At 73.5% G+C, this 16127-nt stretch carries 13 protein-coding genes; 7 read left to right on the top strand and 6 right to left on the bottom strand.

Annotation, left to right across the window (positions count from 1 at the left end):
* Positions 1-86: 86 nt before the first annotated feature.
* A complete protein-coding gene (locus ABZ719_RS01215; protein WP_366723168.1) occupies positions 87-1271 on the bottom strand; it encodes a Cmx/CmrA family chloramphenicol efflux MFS transporter in 1185 nt (394 codons plus the stop codon).
* A gap of 581 nt (positions 1272-1852) precedes the next feature.
* On the opposite strand from ABZ719_RS01215, the gene ABZ719_RS01210 reads away from it, so the two are divergent.
* The 3 genes from ABZ719_RS01210 (at position 1853) to ABZ719_RS01200 (ending at position 4480) form a co-directional block, all read left to right on the top strand.
* The gene (locus tag ABZ719_RS01210; RefSeq protein WP_366723167.1) at positions 1853-2602 is read left to right on the top strand and encodes a sigma-70 family RNA polymerase sigma factor; all 750 of its coding nucleotides are present in this window, start codon (positions 1853-1855) and stop codon (positions 2600-2602) included.
* Positions 2599-2973, top strand: coding sequence for a hypothetical protein (locus tag ABZ719_RS01205; protein WP_366723166.1), 375 nt, complete (start codon positions 2599-2601; stop codon positions 2971-2973). Before ABZ719_RS01210 ends, ABZ719_RS01205 begins: the two co-directional genes overlap by 4 nt.
* A gap of 181 nt (positions 2974-3154) precedes the next feature.
* Positions 3155-4480: an alpha/beta hydrolase gene (locus ABZ719_RS01200; protein ID WP_366723165.1), complete on the top strand. Its 1326-nt coding sequence runs from the start codon at positions 3155-3157 to the stop codon at positions 4478-4480.
* Here ABZ719_RS01200 and ABZ719_RS01195 read toward each other — a convergent pair.
* Both ABZ719_RS01195 and ABZ719_RS01190 read right to left on the bottom strand, forming a co-directional pair.
* Positions 4462-4758, bottom strand: a complete 297-nt coding sequence (locus ABZ719_RS01195) for a helix-turn-helix transcriptional regulator (RefSeq protein WP_366723164.1) — start codon at positions 4756-4758, stop codon at positions 4462-4464. The two genes, ABZ719_RS01200 and ABZ719_RS01195, sit on opposite strands and share 19 nt — an antisense overlap.
* Positions 4758-5255, bottom strand: a complete 498-nt coding sequence (locus tag ABZ719_RS01190) for a DUF2975 domain-containing protein (RefSeq protein ID WP_366723163.1) — start codon at positions 5253-5255, stop codon at positions 4758-4760. Before ABZ719_RS01190 ends, ABZ719_RS01195 begins: the two co-directional genes overlap by 1 nt.
* A 270-nt stretch (positions 5256-5525) precedes the next feature.
* On the opposite strand from ABZ719_RS01190, the gene ABZ719_RS01185 reads away from it, so the two are divergent.
* The 4 genes from ABZ719_RS01185 to ABZ719_RS01170 all read left to right on the top strand — a co-directional run bounded on the left by ABZ719_RS01185 (position 5526) and on the right by ABZ719_RS01170 (position 13372).
* Positions 5526-7739 (top strand): MMPL family transporter, encoded by a 2214-nt coding sequence (locus tag ABZ719_RS01185; protein ID WP_366723162.1) that lies wholly within the window; start codon positions 5526-5528, stop codon positions 7737-7739.
* Between the two features lie 387 nt (positions 7740-8126).
* Positions 8127-9800, top strand: coding sequence for a hypothetical protein (locus ABZ719_RS01180; RefSeq protein ID WP_366723161.1), 1674 nt, complete (start codon positions 8127-8129; stop codon positions 9798-9800).
* A 783-nt stretch (positions 9801-10583) separates the two neighbouring features.
* Positions 10584-11927 carry a MoxR family ATPase gene (locus tag ABZ719_RS01175; RefSeq protein WP_366723160.1) on the top strand — a complete coding sequence of 448 codons (1344 nt, stop codon included), beginning with the start codon at positions 10584-10586 and terminating at the stop codon, positions 11925-11927.
* Positions 11928-12154: 227 nt separating this feature from the next.
* Complete coding sequence (locus ABZ719_RS01170) at positions 12155-13372, top strand: VWA-like domain-containing protein (RefSeq protein WP_366723239.1); 1218 nt, start codon at positions 12155-12157, stop codon at positions 13370-13372.
* A gap of 56 nt (positions 13373-13428) precedes the next feature.
* Here the strand turns inward: ABZ719_RS01170 and ABZ719_RS01165 are convergent, their stop codons facing one another.
* From ABZ719_RS01165 to ABZ719_RS01155, 3 genes are all read right to left on the bottom strand, one after another.
* A complete protein-coding gene (locus ABZ719_RS01165; protein ID WP_366723159.1) occupies positions 13429-13581 on the bottom strand; it encodes a hypothetical protein in 153 nt (50 codons plus the stop codon).
* A gap of 82 nt (positions 13582-13663) precedes the next feature.
* The gene (gene proS, locus ABZ719_RS01160) at positions 13664-15076 is read right to left on the bottom strand and encodes a proline--tRNA ligase (protein WP_366723158.1); all 1413 of its coding nucleotides are present in this window, start codon (positions 15074-15076) and stop codon (positions 13664-13666) included.
* Between the two features lie 91 nt (positions 15077-15167).
* Complete coding sequence (locus tag ABZ719_RS01155) at positions 15168-15983, bottom strand: helix-turn-helix transcriptional regulator (protein WP_366723157.1); 816 nt, start codon at positions 15981-15983, stop codon at positions 15168-15170.
* Between the last annotated feature and the right edge of the window lie 144 nt (positions 15984-16127).

The following is a 16127-nucleotide window of genomic DNA, read 5'->3' as shown; positions in this document are numbered from 1 at the left end:
GGCCCGTCGGACACCCGGGCCGCGCCGTACACCCGGGCCGCTCCGGGCACCCCGGGTAGTCGCAGCGGCCCGGATCCTGGCTCAGGTCACCGGCCCTCCCCGGGCGCCTCGGTCGCCGTGGCGACCACTGCGCGGAAGGGGTAGGCGACCAGGAGGGCCACCACGACCAGCAGTCCGCTCGCCCAGAGCGGTCCGAGGTCCCCGGCCGGGGTGCCGAGGGCGGTCGCGGCGATGAGCGGTCCGGCGGTGGCGCCGACGTTGAGGGCCGCCGTCGCGTAGGCGCCGGACATCGTGGGCGCCCGCGACCCCTCGTAGAGGGCCCGCGTGATCAGCGTCCCGCCCAGCGCGAACGACAGCGCGCCCAGCAGGAGCACGAGGGCGAGCAGAGCGGCCGGCTCGGCCGCCGACACGGCGAGGACGGGCCAGCCGACGGCCAGTGCCGGACCGCCGATCGCGACGACCCGGCCGGGCCGCCGGTCGGCCAGTCGTCCGGCGACGGTGACTCCCACGAAGGAACCCGCGCCGAAGAGCACCAGTACGAGCGGCACCCACAGTTCCCCCAGCCCGGCCACCCCGGTCACCACGGGGGCCAGGAACGTGAAACTCGCGAAGGTCGCGGCGTTCACCAGCGCACCGATCAGCAGCACCAGCACCAGGCGTGGCCTGCGCAACTGCGCCAGTTCCGCGCGCAGTCGCGGCCCGCCTCCCGCCGTGTCCGCCCGCGCGGACCCCGCCGGCAGGGTCTTGAGGAGGCCGGCGGCCGCGGGCAGGCACAGGGCGGCGACCGCCCAGAAGGTGGCGCGCCAGCCGAACAGCGTGCCCAGCACCGAGCCCCCAGGGACCCCGGCGACCGTGGCCACCGTCGTGCCGGACAGCAGCACGGCCAGCGCCCGTCCCTTCCGGTCGGGCCCGGCCAGCGTGCCCGCCGTCGTCACGGCCACGGCGAGGAAGCCGGCGTTCGCCAGCGCCGCGACGAGCCGGGTGGCGCACAGGACGGGAAAACTCGTCGTGGTGGCGCCCACGACGTGAGCCGCCGAGAACAACAGGACGAACACGAGCAGGACGGTCCGCCCCGAGCGGTTCCGGGCGAGGGCGGCCATGAGCGGGGCGCCGACGGCCATGCCGATCGCGAAGGCCGAGGTGAGCGCGCCTGCCGTGCCCACCGTGACGTGGAGGTCGGAGGCGATGTCCGGCAGGAGCCCGGCGAGCATGAATTCGGAGGTGCCCATGGCGAAGACCGCCAGGGCGAGCAGGTAGAGAGCGAGAGGCATCGAGTGACCCCGAGGTGAGGTGAGGAGAGGAACGAGAGGACGTCGTCTCGTCACCGCGGTCGGCCCCCGCAGGGCACACTTCACCGGCGAACCGGCGAACCGGCAGGGCAGTGCTACTGCCGGCCCGGTGGTCGGGCCCGGTGGTCCGGCCCGGAGGCCGGCCCGGGGGCCGGTGCTCCGGCGTTCCGGTGGTTCAGGGGTGCAGGGGGCTGACGGCGTGACCGAAAGCCCCCACCTCGGCTGACTCGGGGCTCGACATGGTCCGCACGGTAGCGGATCGGTCCCCGCCGCCGCACGCCGGTTTCGCGCTCCGTGCCCCGCGGGCCCGCCCCTTTGTGATCCACATCACCGGCGAAGTCGGCGCTTCACGTCGTTCCACCCGCAACCTCGGCACCCGCCGCACGTCTGAAGCCCATGGAGGCCCGGACCTTCCCGGCCCGCCCGCCCTGTTCCCCGAGTGAAGGATCGTCATGTCCGCATCTCATGCCGCACCGCGCGGGCCCGTGTACGCGCCCGCACCCGCGAGAACGGCCGGTGCCACGGGAGGCGCGGGAACCGGAAGCGCAGGACGCGGGGGAGTCGTGGGAGCCGCGAGGGCGCTGTTCCCGTACGCGGGCGCACTCCCGCGCGCTTGGGGGCGGTTGTTCCGGCACGCACCCGAGCGGCCCGCGCCCACCACCGTTCCCGCCGCCGTTCCCGCCGGCACGCCCGCCGTCGTATCCACCGCCATGGGCACCGGCGCCCTCACTGTCCTGCCCCCCGGCGCCGACCGCACCCCGCCGCCTGGCACCGGCCACACCCCGCCCGGGCCCACCGACCGCCCCCGGCGGCGGGAATCCGGCCAAGGCGTCGACCTCCACCGGCTGTACCACCACCGCAGGCTCGCGCTGGTGCGCCTGGCCGTCCTGCTGGTCGACGACCTGCCCACGGCCGAGGACGTGGTGCAGGACGCGTTCACGGCGCTGCTGCGCCGTCACGGGCACCGTCTGGAGCGACTGGACGACCCGGAGGCGTACCTGCGCACGAGCGTGGTCAACGCCGCCCGCTCGGTGCTCCGGCGGCGCAGGACCGTCCGCCGGGCCGTACTCGAACGGGAGCGCCCCGCCCCGCCACCCGAGGAGCACGTCCTGCTCCGCGAGGAACACCGGGAGGTGCTGAGCGCGCTGGGCCGGCTCACCCGGCGTCAGCGCGAGGTCCTGGTGCTGCGCTACTGGTCCCATCTCACCGAGGCGCAGATCGCCGAGACCCTGGGCCTGTCCCGGGGAGCGGTCAAGTCCACCGCCAGCCGCGCGCTGGACGCGCTCAGCAGAAATCTGGAGGGCCCCCGATGACCGCCACCCGGCACGCGTACGACCCTGTCGAGGAGCGTCTGCGGGCCGCCCTGGACGCCCGCGCCCGGCTCGTCGGGCCGGGACAGCTGCGGCCCGCGGCGCCGCCTGCCGCCCGGGGCGCCGTCGCGTGGTCGCGGGTGCGCCGTGGGGCGCCGGCCCTGGTCGCGCTCGTGGCGGTCGTGGCGGGCGTCGTCCTGTGGCTGGGCCAGCGCCACCAGGACGCTCCCGCCGCGCCCGCCACGACCCCGTCCGTCACCGGTCCGCCGGCTCCGTCCCCGGCCCCGGCCACCGCCACAGCCCCGGCGCCGGCACCCGACGCGGCATCCGCCGTGCCCAGGTCCCCGGGCGCGGCGGCCCAGAGCCCCCGCTGACCCGGCCCCACAACTGGCCCCATCAACCGCCCCCGGGCCAACCGACTCACCGGACCAACTCATCCGGACCACACCCCACCAGCCCGAACCACCCCACACCCACTCGACCGCGGCCTCACAAACCACCCCCGCCGCCGCCCCCCACCCCCAGCCGACCCCGGAAAAAGGAACCAGGAAACCGATGAAGACCCCCGCCTGGCTGACGGCGCCCTTCCGCGCCCTCGCCCTGTCCGCCCTCCCCGCCTTCGCCCTCTCCGCCACCCTCACCGCTCCCGCGACCGCTGTCCCCGCGACCGCCGCTGCCGGAACCACCGCCGCCGACCCCGTCGGCGCGCCCGCCGTCCTCGAGGCCCGCTACGACCTGGGCGACCAGGCCTTCCAGCCTCCTGCCTCGCTCGGCTACGTCGGGCGAAGCGAACTCGCCGCCGACGTCTACTATCCGGCGCGCCTGGGCACCGGCCAACACCCCTTGGTGCTCCTCCAGCACGGCTCGTGGGAGACCTGCGCCGACGCGGGCGCGGAGGCGGAGAGCGCCGCCGCGCAGGCGGCCCGCGACCGGGCGGAGAAGGCGGGCGACGAGGCCGAGGCCGCCCGCCAGCAGGCCATCGTCGAACAGGCGGCGGCACGGCTGTGGGCGTGGCCGTGCGCGCCGGGCATCGCGCCGATCCGCAGCAGCAGCGGGTACGACTATCTGGCGCGGGCCCTGGCCGGACGCGGCTTCGTGGTCGTGTCGGTCGGAGCCAACGGCATCAACGCGACCGCCGCCGGACAGGCCGACACGGTCTACCGGGCCCGCGCCGCGCTGATCGACCGGCATCTGAGGATGTGGCAGCGGCTGGCCCGCACGGGCGACGGCCCGTTGCGCGGCGCGCTCACCGACGCCCGTACCGGAGCCCCGGTGGCGGCCGGCTTCCGCGGCCGGGTCGACCTGGGCAACGTCGGTCTCCTCGGCCACTCGATGGGCGGCGGCGGAGTCATGCAGGAGATCGCCGACTCCTCCCGCGCCCTCTGGCCGGCCGGCGTCGACGTCAAGGCGGCCTTCGCGCTCGCCCCCACCGCCACCTGGGACGGCGAGCCGGTCACCCGTACGCCGTTCGCCGTCATGTGGGGCACCTGCGACCAGGTCAACACGGGATCGTTCTTCGAGCAGAACGCCGCCGCCAACCGGGCGCCGATCTACAAGTACACACTCACCGGCGGCGACCACGACTTCTACAACCGGCAGTGGTCCCCGAGCAGCGGCCAGGTGGCGGCCCGCGACGACGCCCTGCCGGGGAGCCGGCCGGGCACCTGCCGGTCCCAGTACCCGGGCCAGGACCACCCGCAGCAGGACCAGACGCCGCTGACGGAGCGTACGCAGCGGCTGATCACCACGCACCGGGTGACGGCCTTCTTCGAACGCTTCCTGCTGGGCCGCACCGACATGCAGCCCTACCTCACCGGCGACCGGCCGTTCCCCGGGGAGCCGGCGCACGTCGTCACGCCGGCCTACGACGCCGGAGACTGACCACCCCGGCCCGCGCCCGCCTCACCGTCGTCGCTCCCGACGCCTTCGTCGCCCTCACCACCTTCCTCACCCTCGTCCGGCACCCAGCGCAGTACGTCGCCCGGCTGGCAGCCGAGGGTGCGGCAGATCGCGTCGAGCGTCGTGAACCGTACGGCCTTCGCGCGGCCGTTCTTCAGGACGGCGATGTTGGCGGGCGTGATGCCGACCGCGGCGGCGAACTCGCCGACCGACAGGTGGCGGCGGGCGAGCTGCACGTCCAGGTCGACGATGATCGCCATCAGATCACCCCGGCGATCTCGCTCTGCAGGTCCGTCGCCTTGCGCAGCAGACCGCGCAGGACGACGACGAGCATCACGAACGCCGCTCCCGCACCCGCGCCGGTGACTGCCGAGAACAGCGCGCTGACGACCTCCATGCCGTCGTCGGGGGAGGGGATGCCGGCCACGGCGAGATGCCCGGCGACCCCGGTCGCCAGCAGCGTCGCCACGGCCGCGGCGCCGATGATGGTGTCCACCCAGCGGAAGGCGCGCGGCGTGAAGATCGCCCCGTGCTCGACCATGGCGAGCAGTTGCCACAGGGCCACGAGGCCGACCTGGACGCACGCCACGCAGACGATCGCCACCGTCGCGTAGGGCGTGGCGAACGGGGCGTACGGGGGGAAGCGGTCCACTTCACCGGCCGCCGTCGCCGGGATGACCACGATCTGACCGAAGAGGCCGACGAGGACCGCCGCGACGACGCCGGCCCGGAGCACGAGGATGCAGAGACGAGGCATGCATCGATTGTCGATCGATTTCTATCGAAAATCAATCGCGAACTCCCGTCGAGCCACCCAGAGTTGCGCAGGGTTGTGTCCGAATCCTTCGTTCCGTGTACGGAGTTGTCCGATCCGGGCCTGCTCGACCGGCGTTGTGGAACGGTCACTACGATCGGGGACAAGACAACAGTTCGGCCGGTGCGCGATGCTGGGCGCCGGCCGGGGTCGCCGATGCCAGGGTCCGCTCCCCGGGCTGCGGTGATCTTCCTATCCAGGAGGACCTCCCGCATGTTCCGACGCATTGGGAACATGGTCGTCCGACATCCTGTCTGGACGATCGTGGCGTGGCTGATAGCGGCGGTCGCCATCGTCGCCACCGCCCCGAGCCTGCCCTCGAACAGTGACGAGAGCAGTTTTCTGCCCAAGAGTTACGAGTCCATCAAAGCGGCGGACCTGCAGGAGAGGGCGTTCCCCAGCGCCTTCACCCCGTCCGCCATCGCCCTGTACCGGCGTGCCGACGGCGGCACGCTGACCGCCGACGACAAGCAGGACATCGCCCGGATCACCTCCGAACTGGGCAAGAAGCACATCGACCAGGTGCAGAAGGTCGTCCCCGGCCCGCCGTCCAAGGACGGCAAGTACGCCATGACCCTGGTCCAGATGGACAGCAAGAAGGCCGGTCAGCCCGAACAGACCGACGCCGCCAAGGTGTTGCGGGCGGACGTCAGGCAACTGGCCAAGGGCACGCACCTGGAGGCCAAACTGGGCGGTTCGGCCGCTCAGGCGCTCGACCAGGAGGATTCGTCCAAGCGCGGTCAGGCGCTGATCGGTATCGGCACCTTCGCGATCATCCTGGTGACGCTGCTGATCATCTTCCGGGCGCCGATCCTGGCCGTACTGCCCCTCATCCTGATCGGCCTGGTGTCCGCCATCGCCAACGGTCTGATCGCCTACGCCACCAAACTGTTCGGTCTGCAGGCCAACAGCTCGATCTCCTCGATCCTGATCGTCGTGCTGTTCGGCGTGGGCACGGACTACTTCCTCTTCCTGATGTTCCGCTACCGGGAACGCCTGCGCGCCGGTGACGAACCCAAGCAGGCCATGATCAACGCGGTGGACCGGGTCGGCGAGGCCATCGCCTCGGCCGCCGGGGCGGTCATCATCGCCTTCCTCGCGCTGGTGCTGTCCACCCTCGGCTTCCTCAAGCAGATGGGCCCGGCGCTGGCCATCGCGGTCGCCGTCACCCTGGTCGCCGGCCTCACCCTGATACCGGCGGTGGTCTCGCTCATCGGACCGAAGGTCTTCTGGCCGTCCAAGTCGTGGCAGCGCGAGCCGGACAACGCCCGTTTCGCGGCGCTCGGCCGCGGTGTGCGGCGCCGGCCGGCCGTGGCCGCCGCCGTGTCCGGCCTCGTCCTGGTCGCGCTCTCGCTCGGCTCGCTCGGCTTCAAGGCCACGTTCGACCTGGCGTCGGGTTCCATGCCCAAGACCAAGGAGTCGATGGTCGTCCAGGACGAGATGCAGAAGGCGTACTCGGCGGGCGCCGCAGCGCCCACCGACGTCTACCTCTCCAGCACCGCCGGCAAGCCCTTGGACAAGGCCGCCTTCGGGGCGTACACGAAGAAGCTCGGCGCCGTGGACGGCGTCGCCGACGCCCACCTGGCCCAGGTCAGCAGGGACGGCACCACCGCGGACTTCACCGTCACCCTCAAGTACGAGGCGTCGACGGAGAAGGCGATCGACGCCGTGGGCGAGGTGCGCGACGTCGCGCACTCCGACGCCCCGGACGGCACCGAGGCGGTCGTCGGCGGCATGTCCTCGATCTTCAAGGACATCAACACCGCGGTGAACCACGACTACCGTACGGTCTTCCCCGTCGCCGCCCTCCTGATCATGGTCATCCTCGGGCTGCTGCTGCGCAGCCTGGTCGCCCCCTGGTATCTGATGGCCTCCGTGGGTCTCGGCTTCGGCGCCACCCTCGGCGCCACCGTCTGGATCTTCCAGGACGGCCAGGGACACCCGGGACTGATGTTCATGCTCCCGGTGATCATGTATCTCTTCGTGGTCGCCATCGGCACCGACTACAACATCCTCATGATCGCCCGGCTCCGCGAGGAGGCCCGCGAGGGCCGCGAACCGCGCGAGGCGGCGGGCATGGCGGTCCGGCACGCCGGGCCCACCGTGGCGGCGGCCGGCTTCATCCTGGCGGCGACCTTCGCCACCATGATGCTCGCCGGCAACTCACTGCTCACGGAGATGGGATTCGCGGTCTCCTTCGGCATCGTGGTCGCCGCCTTCGTCATGGCGATGTTCTTCACCCCGAGCCTCACGGCACTGATCGGCCACGCGGCGTGGTGGCCGGGCCACGGGGACCGCGCGGTGCAGAAGCCGTCCGGCGCGGCCGCCGGCTCAGGACCGCTGGGCGCGACGGCGCACGGCTCCGAACCGCAGGGCTCGGGAGCACACGGCTCCGGGGCACAGGGCCCGGGAGCGCTCGGCTCCTGACGGCGCGCGGCGCGGGCGGGGGGTGCGAGGTGCGGGGCCTGGGCGCGGCCGGCTCCTCCCGCCGAGGACGTCCCGCTGCGCAGCACTTCCCCCGGGGCGCCGGGCGCTGGACCGTTCACCGGCCGCGCGCCCGGCGCCCCGTCCCGCGCCACGGGTGAGGCCGTCGCGGCGGCTGCCGCTCCCTGGCCGTCCGGGGCGGGTGCCGCTCGCGGGCCGTCTCGGCGGGGTGCCGCTCGCGGGCCGTCGCGACAGGGTGCCGCTCGCGGAAGGTTTCACGCAGGCCTGCGGATCCGGACTGACAGAACCTCACCGGATGGTTAGGATGCCGGTGATGAAGAACTTCTCCTCGTACGGATTGGGGGAATCGTTCGTGTCGGGTGAGTGCTGATGGCGCCTCACTCCACGAACTCGATTCCCATCCGCCTGCTGATGTGGCAGCGCGTACGCCAGTACGCCGTGCCACCGTCCATGATCGAGACGGCGACCGCACGGCGTGCGGTCGGCGACTGGGCGGGGGCCTGTGTCGCCGCCCGGATCGACGTCGACCTCGATCTGCGCGCCGTGCGCCACCGCCACGGCACCGAACTCGCCGCCCGTCTCCGCGCGGACCTGCGCCGACTGGCACCGGATCTGCTGCGCTGGCACATGCCCCGGATCGCCCCCGACGGGCGGCTGCGGCCGGGCCTCACCGTCTCTCTGGCCCGCTACGGCGGCCCCGGCGACCCACCCCTGCACCTGGTGGTGCGGACACCGCCGGCCTGGGCGGCCGCCGGTCAGCGGATGTCCCTGGCCCTGTGGGACGCGGCGGCCGGCAAGGAAGGCGGGGCCGGCCACCCACCGCCTCCGCCTTCCCGACCGCACTCACCTCCACGCCGTCACACACATCCACCCGCGTCCTCATTGGCGCTTCCCGGCCCACACCCGCATCCGCACCCCGACCGGCGTTTCCGGCTCGACCTGCACCGGCACCTCTGGGACGCCGGACGGAGCGACGAACTGGCGCTGCGGTGCAGGGTGGCCGGCCCGACGCCAGGGGTGCCGCGGCCCTGGCCGGACCTGTCGAGACTGAGGGGACTGCCGTACCTGCCCGGACTGTCTTGCCTGCCTGGACTGCCAGGGACGGCGAGTTCGCCGGACTTGGCTGAGCGGCGGCCCGATCGGCTCACCATTTCGGACTCGCCGTGGGCGGTGGCGGGCTGGGCCGTGGCGGGCTGGGCGGCGGAGGCCGAGTTGCTGCTACGGGCCGAAGGGCGGCGCCCACGTGGTGCGTTCACCGTGCGGCTGGGGCCACGCCACCGGGCCGTACTCGAACTCGTCGCGCCCGACGACAGCCACGCCCCCACGTTCCGGCTGCCGGCGAAGGCGCTGCCGGCCCAGGAGGCCGCCGCCCTTCCGGTGCTGCCGGAGGCCGCGGCCCGTCTCCTGCCGGATCTGGAACTGCTGCACGCCGGTCTGATCACCGTCGGGCAACTGCACCCGCTCGTCGCGCGGGCGTTGGCGGCATTCGACACGGCATCGGTGGCCGGGACCGGCCCCGCCCCCGCAGCCGATGACCCGCACCGGGTGGAGTGCCGGGGCGAAGTGCACCGGATCGCGCTGCGAGACGGTGTACTGACGGCGGTCGACCACGCTCCTGCCCAACTGCGCTGCGAAGAGCTGCTGGTGGCTCTCGGGGGGCCGGGGCTGCCCTGTCTGCGGGCGATCGACGCGGTACACCGCGAACCGGAGGCGTTGCCCGCGGTCCGCGAGCGGCTCGGACACGGCGACGTCGCCGGGGCACTGGCCGTGGTGGAGGGCCTGCTCGGCCCGCGCGCGATCCTGCGGGACGGGCCGCTCCGGGAGGAACTGGAGGCGGCGGTGAACCGCCGCATCGACCACGGTCTCTTCCGGTCGGGGCTGATCCCCGCGCAGTACGCCGCGAGTGCGGCAGGCGGCGGGAACCCCGAGGGAGGGGGACGCGCGGGGGCGAGTCACCGGTCACGGCTCGACCGCCGCACCCCTCCCGAGATACGCCGCAAGCGCGGCAACCGGGCAAGGCCCCGCACCGTCCTGACCCGCTGACCGAAGGCGGTCGCCGGGCACGACCCCGGCCCGTCCTGACGCACTGACCGAAGGCGGTCGCCGGCTACCGGTATTGGCAGCCGGCAGTCGGCCGCCGACGGTTGGCAGCGGGCGGGTGGTCATCCGGTGACGGCCTCCCTGCGGTGGGTGGCCACCAGCAGTTGGGCACCGGTCGTTGGGCCACCACGCGTTGGTGAACAACCGTTTGCCAGCGACCGGTGGCCAACAACCGTTTGCCAATAACCGTTTGCGAGCGACCGTTGGCCTACCGACCGTTGGCCCAACGACCGTTGGCTTACCGACCGTTCGCTTCCAGCTGTTCGCCATCAACTCTGGGTCGTGAGCCGTCGACCATCAACCGTTGGCGACCAACCGTTTGCCAACAACCGTTGGCGACCAACCGTGGGCCATCAACCGTTGGCCCACCAGCCGTTGGCAACCAACCGGTGGCCACCGACGGTCGGCCCCCAACCGTTGGCCGCCACTGACGGTCGGCCACCAGCAGCCACCAGCCGTTGACCCACCGGCCGTTGGCGAACACCCCGTGGCCACCGGCGGTCGACCACTAGCGGCCACCAGCCAGTGGCCACCAGTCAGTGGCCATCAGCCAGTGGCCACCAACCGTTGGCCACTAACCGTTGACCACCAGCCATTGGCCACCCCCGGTCAGCCACCAACCCTTGGCCCCCCACCCGCTGCCTTCATCCCCTCATAACCCCCGTCCAACCAAAAGCCTTCGCCACGCGCGCCCTTTCTCCTACGAACTCCTTCAGGTGATGCTCCATGCACACGCACACGCACACGCCCATGCACATGCCCCTGCCCCTGCCCCTGTCCACGCCGTCCAGCGCTCCCCTTCCCTCGACCGAGCCCTCCGGAAGCGGAACCAAATCCGCCGCTGCTCGGCTCGCCGTTGCCGGCGACCTGCTGGCTCTTCTGCGGTCGACCACCACCGAGCCGCGCCCCGACGAACAGCTCGAAGCGCTCACCCTGGCCGTCGCGGCCGACCTGCCCGTGCTGCTCTGGGGCGAGCCGGGCATCGGCAAGACCGCCGCGCTGACCCAGCTCGCCACCTCCCTCGACCTGCCGCTGACGACGGTGATCGCCAGCGTCCACGAGCCGTCCGACTTCTCCGGGCTGCCCATCGTGGGCGACGACCCCGCCGTGCAGGGAGTGCCGATGGCGCCACCGCAGTGGGCCGTGGAACTGGTCCGGGCCGGGCGCGGCCTCCTCTTCCTGGACGAACTCTCGACCGCCACCCCGGCCGTGCAGGCCGCACTGCTCCGAGTCGTCCTGGAACGCCGGGTCGGCGCGCTCCGGCTTCCCCCGGACGTACGCATCGTGGCCGCCGCCAACCCGCGCGCGTCGGCGGCAGACGGGTGGGAGCTGAGTCCCCCGCTGGCCAACCGTTTCGTGCACCTGTACTGGGCGCACGATCGGGACGTGGTCGTGCGCGGGCTCGGCGGGGTGTGGCCCCGGGCCGAGCTGCCCCGTCTGGTGCCGGAACTGCTGCCGGAGGCGGTGGCGTTCGCCCGGCGGGCGGTCTGCGGCTTCCTGCGGTCCAGGCCGACACTGATCCACCGGCTCCCGACCACCGAGACACGGCGCGGCGGAGCCTGGCCCTCGCCCCGGAGCTGGGAGGCCGCGCTGACCCTGCTGGCCTTCGGCACGGCGGCCTCCGTCTCCCGGGAGGTGCTGGCGCTGCTGGTGCGGGGCGCCGTGGGCGACGGGCCCGGGCTGGAATTCCTCGCCCATCTGGACCGGATGGACCTGCCGGACCCGGAGTCACTGCTGGCCGACCCGGCTGCCGCCGAGCTGCCGGTGCGCGGCGATCTGCGCCAGGCGGCGCTGGAGGCGGTGGTGGCCGCCGTCGGGGCGCGACCGGAGCGGGAACGCTGGGAGGCGGGCTGGGCGGTGCTGGTGCGGGCGTTGGAGACCGGCGCCCCTGACCTGCTCGTCGCCCCGGCGACTTCGCTGGCCGCGCTGCGGCGTGACGACTGGGAGGTGCCCCAGGCCGTAGAGCGGCTGGCCGCGGTGGTCGGGCTCGCCCAGCGGGCGGACCGCTCGGTGAGGAGGGCGGCGGCGGCCACGCCCGACACCGGCCGGACGGCGGGGACGCACCGATGACGCGTCCGCCGAAGCGCCCGGGCCCACCGGCCCCCGCCCCGCCGTCTGTCCGGCCGACTCCTGGCCCGCCGTCTGTCCGGCCGACTCCCGCCCCGCCGCCCGCCCCACCGGCTCCTGCCCCGCCGACGCCGGCTTCGCAGTTCCCCAGTCCGTCCACCCCGGTGCGGTCCTCCGTCCCTCCGGCGGCCGGTGGTTGCCCGGGGGAGGCGTCCGGTGGGCGGCTCGCGCTGGACGTGGAGAAGCTGCTGGCCGCCCGGTTGCACGCGGTGAAGGTGCGGCCCTACCTGGCCGACGCGCTCTTCGCGCTGCACGTCGTCGAGGACCGGTCCGTGCCCACCATGGCGGTGGACGCGTACTGGCGCTGCTACGTCTCCCCGGGCTTCGTGGCGCGCACGCCGGTGGAGGACCTGGCGGGCGTCTGGGTGCACGAGGTCTCCCACCTTCTGCGGGACCACCACGGACGGGGCGAGCGGCACGCGGATCTGCACGGGGAGCACGGGCCCGGCGAGCGGCTGCGGCGCAACATCGCCGCGGACTTCGAGATCAACGACGACATCTTCGGCGACGGTCTGCCCCGCCCCGCCGGCGCGGTGCTGCCGTCGCTGCTGCGGCTGCCCGAGGGGCTGCTGATGGAGGAGTACCTGCGGACGGCGTCGATGTCCGGGCTCGTCGCGGACCTCTCCTGGCTGGACTGCGGCAGCGGTGCCGACGGGCAGCCCCGGCCGTGGGAGCTGGGGCCGGGCGGGGCGCATGGGCTCAGCGGGCAGCAGCGGGACGCGGTCCGCTTCCGGGTCGCGGAGGGCATCAGGGGCAGACCGGGGCAGGCCCCGGAGGGGTGGCGCAGGTGGGCCGACGAGGCGTTCCATCCGCCGCAGCCCTGGCGGCAGTTGCTGGGCGCGGCGGTCCGTTCGGCGGCGGGCGGACCGGGCGTGGGTGAGAACCACAGCTACCGGCGTCCTTCCCGGCGTTCGGCCGGCGTCCCCGGCGTACTCCTGCCGAGTCTGCGCCCCACGCCGCCGCGTGTCTGTGTCGTGATCGACACCTCCGGGTCGGTGAGCGACGCCGAACTGGGCAGCGCGCTGCTGGAGGTGTCGGCCATCTCACGGGCGGTGGGCGGGCGGGGCGACCTGGTCTCGGTGATCTCGTGCGACGCGGCGGCCGGGGTCGCCGTGCCGCTGTGCCGCGCCGAGGGCATCGAACTGGTCGGCGGCGGCGGTACGGACCTGCGCTCCGGTTTCGGCCGGGCCCTGCGCTCGCGGCCGCGTCCGGACGTGATCGTCGCCCTGACGGACGGTCAGACACCGTGGCCCTCCGAGCAGCCGTCGTGCCGCACCGTCGTCGGTCTCTTCTCGCGTTCCGGTGGTACCTCTGCCGTGGACGAGAAGGATCCCGACTACGTCCCGGACACCCCGCCGGCCTGGGCGCGGGTCGTCACCATCGGCTGAGGCGTCCGCGCAGGCGGCAGGCCGGCGCCACCTCACGAAGCGCGACGGGCCCAGGTTCACCAGGTGACTCGCGCGAGGCCGATCTCGGCGCCGTCCGCGGTGGGCCGGGTCGCGGTGGAACCGGCGGTCACCGGGAGGCCGGCCCGCCCGGTGGCCGTGGCCCGGGCGGCGCCGGGGACGGTGAAGGTGATTTCCGTGCCCGGGGCCATGGCGAGAGTGATCCCGGCGCGGCCACCCTCGGAGTGATGGCGGGTGCGGCTCCGCCGGGGGCGCCGCACCCGGGTGGGGGCGTCAGTAGGCGCGTGCCACGACGGCCACGTTCCCCGGCTGGTCGTCGCGCTCGGGGACCGAGCCGTCCGCGGCGACCAGGCACCGTACGGTCACGCCCTGTTCGGCCAGCCGGGCCTCGCCGTCCGGACCCAGCGCGGCCCACGGGATCCGCGCCCACCCGCTGCCCGCGGCCTCCACGGCCTCCCCGACGGTCGACACATCGGCGGTACGCCGCTCACGGTGCTCCCGGGACTGCGCCAGCAGCAGCGCCTGGTCGTCGGCGAGCACCTTGGGCAGGATCTCCGGCAGCGCGGCGATCTCGGCCGGCTCCTTCGTCCCGGCGATACGGCGGACCAGGACGGCGCTGCCGTGGACCAGGTCACGCGGTCCGACCTCGATCCGTACCGGCACACCCTTGAGTTCCCAGTCCACGGCGCGCCGCCCGAACGGGGTGTCGGTGCGGTCGTCGACGTGCACGCGCACCCCGGCCGCCTTCAGCCGTTCCCCGATCGCGCGCACCTCGGTGAGCACCGCGTCGTCGTCCTTGACCGCGACGACCACCGCCTGCACCGCGGCCAGGCGGGGCGGGACGCGCAGACCGTCGTCGTCCCCGTGCATCATGACCAGCGCGCCGACCATACGGGTGGTGGAGCCCCAGGAGGTCTGCCACACGTGTTCCTGTGTGCCCTCCTTCGACAGGTACCGCGTGTGGAAGGCCTTGGCGAAGTTCTGGCCGAGTTCGTGGCTCGTGGCCAGTTGCAGGGCCTTGCCGTCCCCCATCATGCCTTCCAGCGTCAGGGTGTTGACCGCCCCGGCGAAGCGTTCCCTGGCCGTCTTGCGGCCCGGTACGACGTCCATGGCGAGGATGTTCTCCATGAAGTCGCCGTAGACGGCGCGGTGGATGTGCGCGGCGTAGTCCCGGGCGTCCTCGTAGGTGGCGTGGGCGGTGTGCCCCTCCTGCCACAGGAACTCCGTCGTGCGCAGGAACACGCGCGGACGCAGCTCCCAACGCACCACGTTCGCCCACTGGTTGATGAGCAGGGGCAGGTCGCGGTAGCTCTGCACCCACTTCGAGAAGTAGTCGTTGACGATCGTCTCGGAGGTGGGGCGTACGACGACCGGTTCCTCCAGCTCCTTGCCGCCTCCGTGGGTGACGACGGCCAGTTCGGGGGCGAAGCCCTCGACGTGCTCGGCCTCCTTCGTCAGGTACGACTGCGGGATGAAGAGCGGGAAGTACGCGTTCGATGCGCCGGCCGCCTTGATCCGGGCGTCCATCTCCTGCTGCATCCGCTCCCACAGCCCGTACCCGTACGGTCGGATGACCATGGTGCCGCGCACCGGCCCGTTGTCGGCCAGTTCGGCCTTGCCGACCAGGTCCTGGTACCAGCGGGGGAAGTCGTCCGCCCGGGGAGTGAGCACGGGTGCCTTTGCCATGCGCCGCAGGTTAGGGGTGCGGTCCGCCCGCACGCCAGCGGATTACGGCGGCGTCCGCGCCACCGGCCCCGGCCTCTCGGACTTCGGCTTCTCAGGCCCCGGCCTCGGCGTAGATCACCAGCGTCTGGTCCGGCTGTCCGGCCACGTGGAACGCCGTGTACGCGAACTCGACCACCCCGCGTCCCGGACACCGCAGCCGCTTGCGGCCGCCGCCCTGTGCCTGCACGTCGTACCGCGGCCACCACGCGCGCACCTCCGGGCTGCCCGCCCGCAACTCCTCGACCAGCCGCGGGTAGCGGGGGTCGCCGGGATGGCGGCCGGCCAGCGTCCGCAGGCGGGCGAGCAGACCCCGGGCCTCCGTCTCCCAGTCGACCACGAACTCCCGGGCCGCGGGGTCGAGGAACACCCAGCGGGCGAAGTTCACCGGCCGGTCCGCCCCCGCCGCCAGGCACGGGAACAGCTCGCCTGCCGCCCGGTTGTGGGCCAGCACGTCGTACGTGCCCCCGATGACGTACGCCGGGTGCGGCTGGAGCAGCAGCGGTACGGCGGCCACCTCGGGGGAGAGCGCCTCCCCCGCCGGGGACTCCACCTCCGCCTCGGGCGCCTGCCCGGCCAGCCGGAACAGGTGGCCGCGCTCGTACGCGTCGAGGCGCAGCGCGGAGGCGAGCGCGCCGAGGACCTGCTCGGAGGTCCGGATGTCCCGGCCCTGTTCCAGGTACGTGTACCAGGTCGCGCTGATCCCGGCGAGCAGGGCCAGTTCCTCCCGCCGCAGTCCGGGCGTCCGGCGCCTTCCGGTGCGCGGCAGTCCGGCCTGGTCGGGGGTGATCCGTTCCCTGCGACTCCGCAGGAAGGCCCCGAGCTCCCGGCGCCGGTCCGGCGAGGCGGCCTGGTCGGTTCTGTTCGGCATGCGCTGTCCAGCACCCCTGGTTCCAGAATAAACGGGCTCTGGATACCAGCTTAACGGCCCCGCAGACTGATCGCGTACGGCGCCGCACGAGGCGCGCGGCGCACGGCGTGGCACGAAGCGCACGGCGTGGCACGACATGTGCGA

This window comes from Streptomyces sp. NPDC006743, from assembly GCF_040703815.1.
In the GTDB taxonomy this organism is placed as follows: domain Bacteria; phylum Actinomycetota; class Actinomycetes; order Streptomycetales; family Streptomycetaceae; genus Streptomyces.
Note: the sequence above shows the minus strand (reverse complement) of the source record. Positions and strands in the feature narration are given on the sequence as shown.